Source organism: Methylobacterium guangdongense (assembly GCF_038442355.1).
Lineage (GTDB): Bacteria > Pseudomonadota > Alphaproteobacteria > Rhizobiales > Beijerinckiaceae > Methylobacterium > Methylobacterium guangdongense.
Window position 1 is genome coordinate 174,442 of sequence record NZ_JBBXMX010000002.1, and the last position, 12,284, is coordinate 186,725.

The 12,284-nt window shown below is 71.0% G+C and carries 14 protein-coding genes; 5 read left to right on the forward strand and 9 right to left on the reverse strand.

Translation table 11 applies throughout. The features are described 5' to 3' along the window. Positions 1–200: 200 nt before the first annotated feature. On the forward strand, positions 201–1,703 hold the full coding sequence (locus AAHG09_RS04585) for a D-alanyl-D-alanine carboxypeptidase (protein ID WP_342105683.1): 1,503 nt from the start codon (positions 201–203) through the stop codon (positions 1,701–1,703). Between the two features lie 83 nt (positions 1,704–1,786). On the opposite strand, the gene AAHG09_RS04590 is transcribed toward AAHG09_RS04585, so the two are convergent. Genes AAHG09_RS04590 through AAHG09_RS04600 form a run of 3 tightly spaced genes read right to left on the reverse strand, consistent with a single transcriptional unit; the run spans position 1,787 to position 3,977 of the window. Then, positions 1,787–2,596 carry a DnaJ domain-containing protein gene (locus AAHG09_RS04590; protein WP_342105684.1) on the reverse strand — a complete coding sequence of 270 codons (810 nt, stop codon included), beginning with the start codon at positions 2,594–2,596 and terminating at the stop codon, positions 1,787–1,789. Between the two features lie 2 nt (positions 2,597–2,598). Continuing rightward, positions 2,599–2,847: a hypothetical protein gene (locus tag AAHG09_RS04595; RefSeq protein WP_342105686.1), complete on the reverse strand. Its 249-nt coding sequence runs from the start codon at positions 2,845–2,847 to the stop codon at positions 2,599–2,601. Beyond that, positions 2,844–3,977 carry a S1C family serine protease gene (locus tag AAHG09_RS04600; protein WP_342105687.1) on the reverse strand — a complete coding sequence of 378 codons (1,134 nt, stop codon included), beginning with the start codon at positions 3,975–3,977 and terminating at the stop codon, positions 2,844–2,846. Before AAHG09_RS04600 ends, AAHG09_RS04595 begins: the two co-directional genes overlap by 4 nt. A gap of 415 nt (positions 3,978–4,392) precedes the next feature. On the opposite strand from AAHG09_RS04600, the gene AAHG09_RS04605 reads away from it, so the two are divergent. After that, positions 4,393–4,608 (forward strand): hypothetical protein, encoded by a 216-nt coding sequence (locus AAHG09_RS04605; protein WP_342105688.1) that lies wholly within the window; start codon positions 4,393–4,395, stop codon positions 4,606–4,608. A gap of 287 nt (positions 4,609–4,895) precedes the next feature. On the opposite strand, the gene AAHG09_RS04610 is transcribed toward AAHG09_RS04605, so the two are convergent. From AAHG09_RS04610 to egtB, 3 genes are read right to left on the reverse strand one after another with little or no spacing between them, the layout of a single operon-like run. Then, entirely contained in the window at positions 4,896–5,936 is a 1,041-nt protein-coding gene (locus AAHG09_RS04610) for an adenylate/guanylate cyclase domain-containing protein (RefSeq protein WP_342105689.1), read from the reverse strand. A gap of 23 nt (positions 5,937–5,959) precedes the next feature. Further along, a complete protein-coding gene (gene egtD, locus AAHG09_RS04615) occupies positions 5,960–6,919 on the reverse strand; it encodes an L-histidine N(alpha)-methyltransferase (protein ID WP_342105690.1) in 960 nt (319 codons plus the stop codon). 18 nt (positions 6,920–6,937) lie between these two features. After that, the gene (gene egtB, locus AAHG09_RS04620; protein WP_342105691.1) at positions 6,938–8,206 is read right to left on the reverse strand and encodes an ergothioneine biosynthesis protein EgtB; all 1,269 of its coding nucleotides are present in this window, start codon (positions 8,204–8,206) and stop codon (positions 6,938–6,940) included. Positions 8,207–8,468: 262 nt separating this feature from the next. Between egtB and murI the strand changes: the two genes are divergently transcribed. Next, positions 8,469–9,344, forward strand: a complete 876-nt coding sequence (gene murI / locus AAHG09_RS04625) for a glutamate racemase (RefSeq protein WP_342105693.1) — start codon at positions 8,469–8,471, stop codon at positions 9,342–9,344. A gap of 125 nt (positions 9,345–9,469) precedes the next feature. Beyond that, on the forward strand, positions 9,470–10,168 hold the full coding sequence (locus AAHG09_RS04630) for a cache domain-containing protein (RefSeq protein WP_342105695.1): 699 nt from the start codon (positions 9,470–9,472) through the stop codon (positions 10,166–10,168). A gap of 31 nt (positions 10,169–10,199) precedes the next feature. On the opposite strand, the gene AAHG09_RS04635 is transcribed toward AAHG09_RS04630, so the two are convergent. Next, positions 10,200–10,373, reverse strand: coding sequence for a hypothetical protein (locus tag AAHG09_RS04635; RefSeq protein ID WP_342105697.1), 174 nt, complete (start codon positions 10,371–10,373; stop codon positions 10,200–10,202). 196 nt (positions 10,374–10,569) lie between these two features. Next, on the reverse strand, positions 10,570–10,794 hold the full coding sequence (locus tag AAHG09_RS04640; RefSeq protein ID WP_342105699.1) for a hypothetical protein: 225 nt from the start codon (positions 10,792–10,794) through the stop codon (positions 10,570–10,572). A 432-nt stretch (positions 10,795–11,226) separates the two neighbouring features. Between AAHG09_RS04640 and AAHG09_RS04645 the strand changes: the two genes are divergently transcribed. Next, positions 11,227–11,436, forward strand: coding sequence for a hypothetical protein (locus AAHG09_RS04645; RefSeq protein ID WP_342105700.1), 210 nt, complete (start codon positions 11,227–11,229; stop codon positions 11,434–11,436). A gap of 88 nt (positions 11,437–11,524) precedes the next feature. On the opposite strand, the gene AAHG09_RS04650 is transcribed toward AAHG09_RS04645, so the two are convergent. After that, entirely contained in the window at positions 11,525–12,247 is a 723-nt protein-coding gene (locus AAHG09_RS04650) for a GntR family transcriptional regulator (protein WP_342105701.1), read from the reverse strand. Positions 12,248–12,284 lie beyond the last annotated feature (37 nt).

The window sequence follows — 12,284 nt, forward strand, 5'->3', positions numbered from 1 at the left end:
GAAGCGTCAAGCCGCGGTTCCGCTGCCCAATCAACCATCAGCAGAAACGCCACAAACCGATACGCGCGGCGATCGCATTAACGGGCCTGTAACTGCACTTGCCTAACTCTCCGATGATGCAGCGGGGCCACGCGACCGGTTCCGCTCCGCTCAAAAGGACACGACCGGCGCAGGCCGGTCTCGCGAGGCAATCAGGCGTGATGCGTAGCGTAGTAGGCCGCTCCCGGACGATTCCCGCGCTGCCGGCCGCCATCCTGGCCGCGGCGGTTCTGTCCACCCTCGCCTCCCCGGCCGACGCGCGGCGCGGGCGGCATCACCACCACGCCCGCGCGACCGGCGGCGGCTACAACCCGCCCTACGCCGCCATGGTGGTCGACGTGAAGAGCGGCAAGACCCTGCACGCGGTCAACGAGGATGCCCTGCGCCACCCGGCGTCGATCACCAAGGTGATGACCCTCTACCTGCTGTTCGAGCAGATGGAGCGCGGCAAGTTCGCCCTCGACTCCGACCTGACCATCTCGGCTCACGCGGCCGCCCAGGCGCCCTCGAAGCTCGGCCTGCGCCCGGGCCAGACCATCTCGGTCGAGGACGCCATCAAGGCGATCGTCACCAAGTCGGCCAACGACGTGGCCTGCGCCATCGGCGAGAACATCGCGGGCTCCGAGGAGCGCTTCGCCCAGATGATGACCGCGAAGGCCCACGCGCTCGGCATGAGCCGGACGCACTACGCCAACGCCTCGGGCCTGCCCGATCCCGACCAGCTCACCACGGCCCGCGATCTCACCGTGCTGGCCCGGGCGATCCAGGACCGCTTCCCCCACTATTACCGCTACTTCCAGACCCGCTCGTTCGCGTTCCGCGGCCGGGTGATCGGCAACCACAACCACCTGCTCGGCAACGTCCAGGGCGTGGACGGGATCAAGACCGGCTACACCCGGGATTCCGGCTTCAATCTGATGACCGCCGCCAAGTCGGAGGGCCGCCAGATCGTGGCGATCGTGCTCGGCGGCAAGTCCGGCGCGAGCCGCGACCGGATCATGGCCGACCTCGTGCGCGGCAGCCTGCCGAAGGCCTATGCCGGCGCCCGGATCTCGGCGCCCGTCACCGAGGTCGCCGAGCGCGCGCGGCCCGCGGTCGTCGCCGACGCGGTGTCGCGGACCCGCACCCAGGTCGCTTCCGCGGATGACGAGGATGTCGAGACCACCGGCACCACCGGCGAGCCCCTCGACCTCTCGCCCAGGGGCACCACGACGACGGGCACCATGACGCCTGGCGGCAGGTCCCCGCAGGAGGCCTGGAAGGTTGGGCCGCAGGGCATCCCGAAATCCGCCCAGGCCTATGCCGGGGCGAGCGGCGCCCAGGCGCCCTTCCCCGGCGCCAGCAAGTCGACGGCGCGCGTCGCCTCGGTCGAGCGCGACGATCCGCCGAAGGCGGTCACCGGCGCCCGTGTCGTCCCGACCGCCTGGGTGATCCAGCTCGGCGCCATGGACGACGAGACCAAGGCCCGCTCGATGCTGTCGGAGGCCCGCGCCAAGGTCGGCGGCAGCCTCTCGAAGGCCGCCCCCTACACCGTGAAAGTCGAGCACGGCGGCACGACGCTGTTCCGCGCCCGCTTCTCGGGCTTCGCCGAGCAGGATTCCGCCCAGGACGCCTGCACGGCCCTGAAGCGCAGCGGCTTCAGCTGCTTCGCCACCCGGAGCTGAGCTGCCGGACCAGACCTTCGTGCCGCGGAGCAGTTCCGCCGCGGCCGGCCCCCCTCGCATTCCCTGACAACGCGCGTGGAGTATCAGCGATGTCGGTTCAGAAGCCTGTCCCGGGCGGCGTTGACGCGCGCCGCGCCCTCGGCGCTTCCCCCCTGGTCGGGGTGGGCGCGCTTCATCAGCGTCCGGTGGGCCGTCCGGATCTGCTCAGTGGTCGCCCCGCGCTGAAGCCCCAGGATCTGGTACGCCTCCTCCTGCGTCAGCGCCCCTGGGTGCGACGCACCGCGCGGCCCCGGGTCGCGATTTCGCTCAGCGTCTACACGCCAGCCGGGCGCCCGGCGGTCGAGATACGGCTCTAGCAGGGCCGCGCCCATCGGGTCGCGCACGCGGCAGAGCCGCAGCAGCCCGACCACCGCGTCGATCGACATCGCGTCGAGCCACGCCCCGGCCTGGGGACCACCGGTCACCCGGCCGGTGCGCAGGCTGCCGTCCGGGCGCAGATGCGCCTCGATCAGCGTGGTGCGGAAGCGGCGGTCCTGGGGCTCGTACGGATCCTGGGGGGCCGGGGGTGGTCCGGGATTTCGGGGATTTTGGGGATTCCGGGGCTTGTTGGCGGTCCCGGGCCGGATCATGCGGCGCAGCCGGGCCGTCATCGAGTCCTGCCCCTCGATCATCCAGACGCCGCTGAGACCCAGAAGCGCCGCCAGGACGAGGTTGCCGTGCAGCAGCAGGAAGCCGCCGGCCAGCAGCGACACCGCGCCGAGCGTGCGCGTACCGCCCATCACGGCGCCGACGCCCTGGCCGAGGGCACGCTTCAGGCGGCGGCCGAGACCGTTGCCGTTCTTGGACAGCCACCAGAGCGTCAGGCACGCGAGCAGGCCGGCGAACAGCGCCATGCTCAGCGCCGCACGCCGTACTCGGCCGAGGCCCGGCCGCCGATCCGGACCGTCGTGCCGTCGCCGAGATCGTAGACCCCCGGCCGGCGCGCCGGCTTGTCGCGCGGGGTATCCATGCAGCCGGGCTGCGGCGGCAATCGGACGCCCTCGGGCAGGTTCTCCGGGCAGAGGCGGGCGCGCACGGGCTGCTCGGCCGCGTGAGCCGCTCCGGCGATCAGGGCGGAGAGGGCCAGTCCAAGCACGGGTCTCACCGGCGATTCTCCGCCACATCCGTCGTGGTGATCCGGACCGGCCGGACCCGGCCGTCGCGCTCGACCTTCAGCGTCACCGCCGCGCCGAGCCCCGCCTCCTCGATCGCCGCGGTGAGATCGGCCAACCGGTGGACCGGCTGGCCGTTGGCCTCCACGATCACGTCTCCGAGATCGCCGGTCTGCGCGTCGACCCCCCGCAGGCCGGCCTGGGCGGCGGGCGAGCCGGGCAGGACCCGGACGATCACCACCCCGTCGATGCCGAGCCGCGCAGTGGCCGCCTCCTGGGCGGCGATGATGCCGATGCCGGGGTTGCGCACCCGGCCGACCTTGATCAGTTCCGGCACGATCCGGTTCACGACATCGACCGGAATTGCGAAGCCGATGCCGGCGCTCGCCCCCGAGGGCGACACGATCGCGGTGTTGACGCCGATCAGCCGGCCGGCGGAATCGAGCAGCGGGCCGCCGGAATTGCCGGGGTTGATCGCGGCGTCGGTCTGGATCACGCCCGACACCTCCCGCCCCTCGCTGGTCGGCATCCGCCGCCGGACCGCGCTGATCACGCCGGTGGTCAGGGTATGGTCGAGGCCGAACGGGTTGCCGATCGCGAAGGTCGATTGCCCGACCTTGAGGTCCGCCGAGCTGCCGATCGCCAGCGGCGGCGGCATGTGGGTGACGCGCCCGAGCTGCAGGACCGCGAGGTCGTAGGACGGCGCCAGACCGACCAGGGTCGCGGGGGCCACGGTGCCGTCGCTCAGCCGCACGGAGACGCTGCCGCCGCTCTGTGCGGCGTTCTGCACCACGTGGGTGTTGGTGACGATGTGGCCGGCCCCGTCCCAGACGAAGCCGGTGCCGGTCTGGGTGCCGCCGCCCTGCTCGCCGCCCTCGTCATCGAGGTCGAGCAGGTCGCGGTTCTGGGCCGCGCCCTGCGCGAAGACGTGAACCACCGACGGGCTCGCCTGCTCAAACAGACGGATCGTCGCCTGCTCGGACTGCGCGAGATCGCCGCGGGCGGTCACGGCCCGGGGTGCGGTCGCGGAATAGAGCAGCGGCTGCACGTAGGGCTGGGCCACGTACAGCGCCAGCAGGACCAGGACCGCGGCGAGCACGAAGCGCACGGTACGATCCGGCACGGATGTCTCCGACAGAAGGCCGACGGACCAAGTCGGCGGGCGCGGGCCTTAAGTGCGCGTTCAGGATCGAAGCGTCAACACAGACGCGTACCGCCGCCGGTGGGCCTCAGAGGTGTTCTGGCGCACGCCGGCGGGCGGGACGAACTGGCTAACGGAATGGTCATCATTCGAGGGCCACAATTCTCGCAAGTTCTCGGCACCGCGTACGCGCTCAATACGGATTGGTAAAACGCAACTGCGGCGTCCATCATGCTTTCGTGAGGGATGCTGGTTTCGGAAACCGCCCGAATTGATCGCAAAGCTGCCGCAGAGATGCTTGCTTTGACGCTCAGACCATCGGTCCCCGCGCCAACCTGGCTCAGGCCGGCGACGGGTATCTGAACGGTCGCACACGGTTCGGAAGGACGAGTAACCCATGGAAACCGAAGCTCTGGAACGGCCCGCCGATCTGACGATCTGGCGCACGGCCCCGGCCAGCGCCCCGCTGGCGCAGCCCGAGCGGTTCAGCACCCTGCGCGAGGCGATCAACGCCGCCGCCGGCGCGCTCAGCGATCCCGCCAAGCAGCCCTGGATCATCACCGAGGAGGGCGAGATCCTCTCCCCGAACTGGATCCGCACCTACCTGAACTGACGGCGCCACGCCGCTGAGAGCGGGGATACCGGGGATAGGGGCATGACCCCGCTCCGGTCCCTTCCAGGAACTCGGCTGAGCGCGCCCTTTCCCGGACAGGTAAGCGTCAGCGGAACCTGATCCGGGACCCGGCACACGAAATGCCGCGCCAGCGGCACTGGTTGATCCAGATCGACGCTTCGCGACGTCGTCTGCTGGATCCCGGTTCACCTTCCACTGCGTTCCAGGCGCCCGGGAGATGGCCGGCGCACGACGAGCGCGTTGCGAAACCATCCGATCCGCGCAGATCATTTGAGTCGGTTCGGTTCAGACCGTCTGCGCTGTCGGATCGCCGCGACGGTGAGCGGCGCCTCCCGCCCGCGCAGGGTATGGGCGCCGAGATCCTCCGCCACGAGATCGGCGGGCAGGGTCCCGATCCGCTCCAGCAGGTCGGCCGAGACCAGCACCCGGACCCCCAGCGTCTTGGACAGGCCCTCGAGCCGCGCGGTCGTGTTCACCGTGTCGCCGAAATACGCGATCTTGTGCCGCTCCAGCCCGATCTCGGCGGTGACCACCGGGCCGCAATGCAGCGCCGCCCGGAATTCCGGCACCTGCCCGAACCGGTTCCGCCAGGCTTCGGCCTCGGCCGCGAGGCGGCTCTCGAAATCGAACACGCACCGCAGGCAGGCGGCATCGCGGATGCCGCGCTCCATTGTCCACGTCACCAGCGCCAGATCGCCGATATAATCGTCGATCGCCCCCCGGGCCCGCGAGACCGGCAGCGCCAGGGCGTTGAACACCTGCCCCAGATAGGCCTGCGCCGCCCGGTCGCCGTGTTGGTCGGCGAAGCGGGTCGAGCCGGTGACATCGAGGAACAGGAAGATCCGCTCCTCGCGGATCGGCCGGTGGTAGCGCCCGATCAGCAGGTTGGCGAACACCCCCGGCCCGATCAGGTCGCGGACGCGGAACACGAACACCACCAGGGCCGAGATGACCAGCGCGTAGAGCAGGCCGGTATCGGTCATCAGCATCGCGCTCCGCTCGCTGATCATGAAGCGGAACAGGCGGTTGAGCACGGTGCTGGCGAGCGCGTTCCCGGCCACGATCATCGCCACGTAGAGCGCCACGGTGGCGAGCAGGAACAGCGGCGTGGCGAGGCCCCGGATCCGCTCCCGGAGGGTCGGGACCAGAAGCCGGCGCTCGTACAGCATGATCGGCGTGCCGATGATCGCGCCGCGGATCGCCGCGCCGGTCAGGGTGCCGACATCGAAGATCAGCCCGTAGAGCAAGCCGGCGAGCGCGCCGAGCACGGGGGCGACGAGGACGAACCAGGGCGGCCGGAACCCCATCGGCCCGGCCGCCGCCCCGATCCTCAATCCAGCCGCAGGGCGTGGACCGAGAACAGGCCGCCCGCGTCCGTCCAGACCTGGATCCACCGCCAGCCGGCCCGCTCGGCCAAAGCCCGGAAGGACTCCACCGTGTACTTGTAGCTGCTCTCGGTATGGATCGTCTCGCCGGCCGCGAATGCGAACGTGTCGGAGCCCACCGCCACGTCCTGGGCGTCCCGGGCGACGAGGTGCATCTCGATCCGCGAGGCTTGGCGGTTGAACACCGCCCGGTGGCTGAAGGCGTCGAGGTCGAAGCGGCCCGCCAGCTCGCGGTTGATCCGGGTGAGCAGGTTCATGTTGAACGCCGCCGTGACGCCGGCCGCGTCGTCGTAGGCGGTCTCCAGGGTCTTGGCGTCCTTCACGAGGTCGACGCCCACGATCATGTGAGCCCCCGATCCCAAGATCCGCCCGAAGCGCGCGAGCAGCGCCTCGGCCTCCTCCGGCTCGAAATTGCCGATGGTCGAGCCTGGGAAGAAGCCGGCCCGGGGCAGGCCCGCGAGGCTCTCGGGCAGGTCGAAGTCCCGGGTGAAGTCGGCCACCACCGGCTCGACGCGAAGATGCGGGAAATCCCCACTCAGCGTCTCGGCCTGCGCGCGTAAGAACTCGCCGGAGACGTCCACCGGCACGTAGGCCGCGAGCTTGTCGAGGTGCCGCAGCAGGCGGCGCAGCTTCACCGTCGAGCCGCTGCCGAACTCGACCAGGGCCGCGCCCGCCGGCAGCAGCGCGGCGATCTCCGGCCCGCGCCCGTCCAGGATCCCGATCTCCGTGCGGGTCGGGTAATATTCCGGCAGCTGGGTGATCGCCTCGAACAGCTCCGAGCCGGCGGCGTCGTAGAAGTACTTCGGTGAGAGCGACTTTTGACGCTGTGAGAGACCCGCGCGCACGTCGTCGAGGAAGGCCGGAGCGACCGGTGTCGGGTCGGAAAAGGTCGGGTTGATGGTCAAGGTTGGCTCCCGGGCGCGTCAGGCGGCATCGGCCAGACGCAGGCCCGTGAACTGCCAGCGCTGGTGCGGATAGAAGAAGTTGCGGTACGGCAGCCGGGCATGGCCCTCGGGCGTCGCCACCGAGGAGCCGCGCAGCACGAACTGGTTGTTCATGAACTTGCCGTTGTATTCGCCCAGGGCCCCCGGCAGCGGGCGGTAGCCCGGATAGGCGACGTAGGCGCTGCGGGTCCATTGCCAGACGAGCCCGAAGGCGTCCGGCAGGCCGCCGTCCCGGGCCGCGACCTCCCACTCGAACTCGGTCGGCAGGAAGCGCCCGGCCCAGCGGGCATAGGCGTCGGCCTCGTAGTAGCTGACGTGGGTGACGGGCGCGTCGAGATCCACCGGGCGCTCGCCGCCGAGCGTCATGGTGGCCCAGCCGTCACCGTCCCGGCGCCAGTAGCCCGGGGCCTCCCAGCCCTCGCCCGGCCCGGCATACCAGCCGTCCGACAGCCACAGCTCGGGCTTGGCGTAGCCGCCATCCTCCATGAAGGCGAGCCACTGGCGGTTGGTCACCAGCGCCCGGTCGATCCGGCCGGGCTGGATCAGCGTCTCGTGGCGGGGCGATTCGTTGTCGAAGGAGAAGCCCGGGCCCTCGTGGCCGATCCAGGCGATGCCCCGGTCGAGGCGGGTCTGGCCGGACTGGGCCGCAGCCTGCGGGAAGCGCCAGTCCGGGTCGTAGACCGGGTTCAGCGGATTCTGCGCGAAGGCGTGCAGGATGTCGGTGAGCAGCAATTCCTGGTGCTGCTGCTCGTGGTAGAACCCGATCTCGAGGATCGGCAGCAGCGCCTCCAGGGCGCGCTCCGAGGCCTGGCCGAGCAGGGCCTCCACGGCCCGGTCGACATGCGCCCGGTAGGCCGTCACCTCGGCGAGCGTCGGGCGGGTGATCATGCCCCGCTGGATGCGCGGCTGCCGCGGCCCGGCCGCCACGTAGTACGAATTGAACAGGTAGTGCAGGCGCTGATCGTAGATCGCGTAGCCCGGCAGGTGCTCGCGCAGCAGGAACTGCTCGAAGAACCACGTCACGTGCGCCCGGTGCCACTTGGTCGGGCTGGCATCCGCCATGGACTGGACCTGCTGGTCCTCCGCGGAGAGCGGCGCGGCCCGGCGCTCGGTCTCGCCCCGGACCTGCCGGTAGGCGGAGATCCAGGCGGCCCGGTCGATCGGACGCGCCGAGACGGGCGGCGGCGGGAAGGCCGGCGCTCCAGAATTACGGGTTTCGTCCGAGCGCAGTGCGGCTGTCGCTGCCATGACGAGCGTCCCCTTTATCGAGCCCTATCGGAAAGCGTTTCCTCGCTCCCCGTCCGGCGCGCAGAAGATATGTCTTGGCCGTGCTCCGACAACCTCCACAGGAAGAGTCCGCCCGGCCGATGTCGGTCGCGAGGGGTTCGCCGCCGCGCCGCCGCGGTTAACAGGACGGGTTGGGGATCGCGGGTCTTTCTCTCGCCGCAGTGAGATTGCCTTAACCAGCGATGCCGAATCTCGGGACCCTCGCGAGGAGTCCGGACGTCACATGCGGATCGATCTGATGGCCGGGGCCAGCCTTTCTGCCGCGGCCCTGCACGGCGCCGCCGAGCCGACCATCCTGGTGTTCGATTCCGGGCTCGGCGGCCTCACGGTGCTCGACGCCCTGCGGCGCGCGCGACCCGATGCCCGCTATCTCTATGTCGGCGACGACGCCGCCTTCCCGTATGGGCGCCTGACCGAGGCGGCCGTCGTCGCCCGGGTGCTCACCGTGATGGAGCGGCTGGTCGCGGCCCACCGCCCCGACCTCGTGGTGATCGCCTGCAACACCGCCTCGACCGTGGTGCTGCCGGCCCTGCGCCAGCGCTTCACGACCCCGTTCGTCGGCGTGGTGCCGCCGATCAAGCCGGCCGCCGCGGTCACGCGCTCGCGCCTCGTGTCCCTGCTGGCGACCCCCGGCACGGTCGCCCGCTCCTACACCCAGGACCTGATCGCCACCTATGCCGGCGCCTGCTCGGTCACCCGGGTCGGCGCCCAGAACCTCGCGGCTTACGCCGAGGCCGAACTCGCCGGCGCTCCCGTGGACGATGCCGCCCTCGCGGCCGAGATCGCGCCCTGCTTCGTCACCGAGGCGGACGGGCGGCGGACCGACGTGGTCTGCCTCGCCTGCACCCACTACCCCCTGCTGCTGCCGCGCCTCGAAGCCCTCGCGCCCTGGCCGGTGACTTGGATCGATCCGGCGCCGGCCATCGCCCGGCGCGTCGTCCAGCTGATCGGCTCCGCGCCGCGGAATGCGGATCGGCACGGCGCCGCCCACGGGGCCTTCACGGCCGGCACCTGCCTGACCGAGCCCCTGCGCACCGCCCTGGTGGCCCACGGGATCGGCGAGGTCACCGTCGAGGCGATCCCGCTGCCCCTGCAATAGGCCGGCTCCGAACGCGGCCCGACTGACGATCGCGTGAAAACTGTCTTCGCGGCTTGCAATGCCGGCGAATGCAGTCTCTGATTGCGGCGACTCGACGGGATATGCTGCATTCGAGAGGCGTCGCCATGCTGAAAGCTGCAACGCTTGCGGCCGTGCTGCTGATCGGATTGGCGCCGACCGTCCCCGCCCGGGCGTGCGGGGACGGCGAGGCGCCCACCGCCTGCGACGATCCGAGCCCGAACGGGTTTGCGTCCTGGATGCTCGGCCGGGTCGGTCGGGCGCTCGCGGCCGACCGGGCGCAGGCCCTCCGGGACTTCACCGACGGGGCCCGGGGCTTCCGCACCGCCGACACCTACGTGTTCTGCGTCGGGCCGGACGGCGTCATGTCGGCCCATCCGAACCCGATCCTGAAGGGGCACGACGTCCGCGACCTGCACGACCGGACCGGCAATTACTTCATCCGGACCATGATGGAGACCGCCAAGCCCGGCCAGATCTCGGTGATCCGCTACCTGTTCCCGAAGCCCGGCAGCACCGTCGAGGAGCCCAAGACGACCTACTACACCAAGGCCGGCGACCAGACCTGTGCGGTTGGCGTGTACGATGCCGATGTGGCGGCCCCCGAGACGGCGACGGCGGACGGCCGGGTCGCCCAGCTCCGCCAGCGGCTCGACGGCGCGATCCCGACGAGCGCCCGCGCCGACTGGACCGCCTTCCTCGAAGCGCTCAACGCGCAGGGGGCCGAGAAGGCCGCGGCGATCGCCAAGGCGCGGCGCGACCTGACCGCCGCGGCGACCGCCCTCGACAAGGCCGGACGGCCCTGACCGCCCGGCGCGTGGGCCTGCGGCCGACGCTTTACGGTCGCGGACCGTGGAGAGCGGCCGGTGTGTTCCTGGCCGGATCCGCGGCCGCGTCAGCGGGCACGATCATGTGGACGAACAGCATGCCGGCGGCGACGATCAGCGCGAGCGCCAGGATGCGCCAGGGTTCCAGGATCGGGCCTTGCGGCTGGTTGGTATCGCCCGGCATCGCATCCTCGTTCCGGCCCCTGAGGCCCGGATGGGACACCGGGAGGATGAACGCTTCGTAAATTTCTCCGCCTGCCGCCGCACAGCTTCGGACGGGTTTCGGAACTTGCCGAGCCGGCATGGATCCCGGTTCGGCCCGGAGCGTCCCTCGACGAAGGCGTGTGCCGCAAAGTGCGCGCGGCGGCGCCATTCGGCCCTCAACAGAAGAACCGGCCGCCGTTCATGATCCTGCTCCGGTAGCGCTCCGGGCTGAGCACCCGGCCCAGGGGGTCGATGATCTGCACCGCGTCGTAGCCGGCGGCGATCCAGGTCCGTGCCAGCACGACCGCGCTCGCGGCCCGGACCCTGGTCTGGCGGACATCGCCCCCCTGCCCGCGGGCTGTGATGACGTACTGGGATGTCGGCGTGCCAGCGCGTGTCATGGGTTCGGAATCCCATGCGGGGGCCTGATGTGCTCTATCCTAAGTTAAATCAGCCCCGATTTTTCAAGCCCCGGGCGCTTTGAGTGAGAACGATTGTTTTCGACGGAGTCCGCGCGCGAAAGCACTGATCGGCCCAGGCGGAAACTGTGAAAACAAGACCCCGCGCGGGGCGCGGGCGGGTTTCGCGCCTCAGGCCCGGTCGCGGGTCGGCTGCTTCACGCGGCCCGGGAACGGCGGGACGGCCGGCGCCATCGGACGGCGCGTGGCGGGGTCTGAATGGGACCGATCAGTCCGGACTCTGTTGCCGCTATCCACAGCGGCCCGTCGAAATGACCTGGGGGGCGTGCCGACGCGGAGCGATTCCCGGTTCCGGCGGCGGTAACCTGTGGTTTAATGTCGACGGGGCGAAACGCCCCGTCCGGGGCGTGCGCGATGTTCGAGAACCTGTTCTGGGGCGCCACCCTGGTCGCCCTGATCGGCGTCGCGGCTCTGGTGGCGATCGGCGCGGCCCATGGTCCGCGGATGGTCGGGCGGGGCGCGGAGCCGGCGCATCTCGATCCCCGCCGGTCCTTCGGGCGCAAGCGCGGCTGGCGCCGGTTGTCCGTGCTGGCGCGACAGCGCAGCTTCCTGCGGCCGCGATAGGCTGCCACACCCCACGGACGCCGCGATCCGCTCCGGTCCCGGCGGGTCGCAAAACTTTGTCGAGGGCCGCTCCGGCTTCGAAACGCGATCAGAGGTGTTTGAGCCCGAAGCGCTCCAGCAGCGGCAGGAGCTCGTTCCGGGCCCGGATGCGATGCTGGCGCGCGGCGTCGAGGGCGGCCCCGGCGCTCCCCGTCCGGATGGCCTGTGCGATCCGCCGGTGCTCGGCGATCGAGGCGGCGAGGGTCGGGCGCAGATTCAGCGTCAGCATCCGCGCCCGATGCGACTGATCGTTGATCGCCTGCACGATGCGGCTCATCCGTCCGTTGCGGGCCTGGGCGATCAGGGCCGCGTGGAAGGCCGCGTCGGCCACGCCCCAGCCCGGCAGGTCGCCGCCCGCATGCGCCGCCGCCATCGCGTCCGTGTGGGCGTCGAGCGTCTGCGCGGCGGCCAGACGCGCCGCCTCGGGGAGCACCGCCACCAGTTCGGCGGCCCGGCCATCCATGGCGATGACGACATCGTAGATCTCGCGCATGTCGTCCGGTGCCAGGGCGAGGATCAGGATGCCCTTGCGCGGCAGGACGCGCACGAGGCCATCCTCCTGGAGCCGGATCGCCGCCTCGTGGACCGGCGTCCGGCTCATGCCGAGCCGCAGGGCGATTTCCTGCTCGGAGGCCTGATAGCCCGGCGCGAAGCTGGCATCGCGGATCGCGTCGCGCATCGCCGCGTAGGCATCGTCGACCAGGGAGCCGCGCTTCTCGCCCTCCTCGGCGCCCTGCGCTTCCGAAGTCCCGTCGGCTCGCGCCCGCGCCATCGACCGTCTCTCCCCGTCACCGGCCGGACTTACCGCG

Bases quoted from the DNA above. Each gene is read 5' to 3' on its own strand.
- AAHG09_RS04635 (WP_342105697.1), bottom strand. From the start codon at position 10,373: ATGCCGGGCGATACCAACCAGCCGCAAGGCCCGATCCTGGAACCCTGG.
- AAHG09_RS04645 (WP_342105700.1), top strand. From the start codon at position 11,227: ATGTTCGAGAACCTGTTCTGGGGCGCCACCCTGGTCGCCCTGATCGGC.
- AAHG09_RS04590 (WP_342105684.1), bottom strand. From the start codon at position 2,596: ATGGCGCTGTTCGCCGGCCTGCTCGCGTGCCTGACGCTCTGGTGGCTG.
- AAHG09_RS04585 (WP_342105683.1), top strand. From the start codon at position 201: ATGCGTAGCGTAGTAGGCCGCTCCCGGACGATTCCCGCGCTGCCGGCC.
- murI (WP_342105693.1), top strand. From the start codon at position 8,469: ATGCGGATCGATCTGATGGCCGGGGCCAGCCTTTCTGCCGCGGCCCTG.
- AAHG09_RS04610 (WP_342105689.1), bottom strand. From the start codon at position 5,936: ATGGGGTTCCGGCCGCCCTGGTTCGTCCTCGTCGCCCCCGTGCTCGGC.
- egtB (WP_342105691.1), bottom strand. From the start codon at position 8,206: ATGGCAGCGACAGCCGCACTGCGCTCGGACGAAACCCGTAATTCTGGA.
- AAHG09_RS04630 (WP_342105695.1), top strand. From the start codon at position 9,470: ATGCTGAAAGCTGCAACGCTTGCGGCCGTGCTGCTGATCGGATTGGCG.
- AAHG09_RS04605 (WP_342105688.1), top strand. From the start codon at position 4,393: ATGGAAACCGAAGCTCTGGAACGGCCCGCCGATCTGACGATCTGGCGC.
- AAHG09_RS04650 (WP_342105701.1), bottom strand. From the start codon at position 12,247: ATGGCGCGGGCGCGAGCCGACGGGACTTCGGAAGCGCAGGGCGCCGAG.
- AAHG09_RS04640 (WP_342105699.1), bottom strand. From the start codon at position 10,794: ATGACACGCGCTGGCACGCCGACATCCCAGTACGTCATCACAGCCCGC.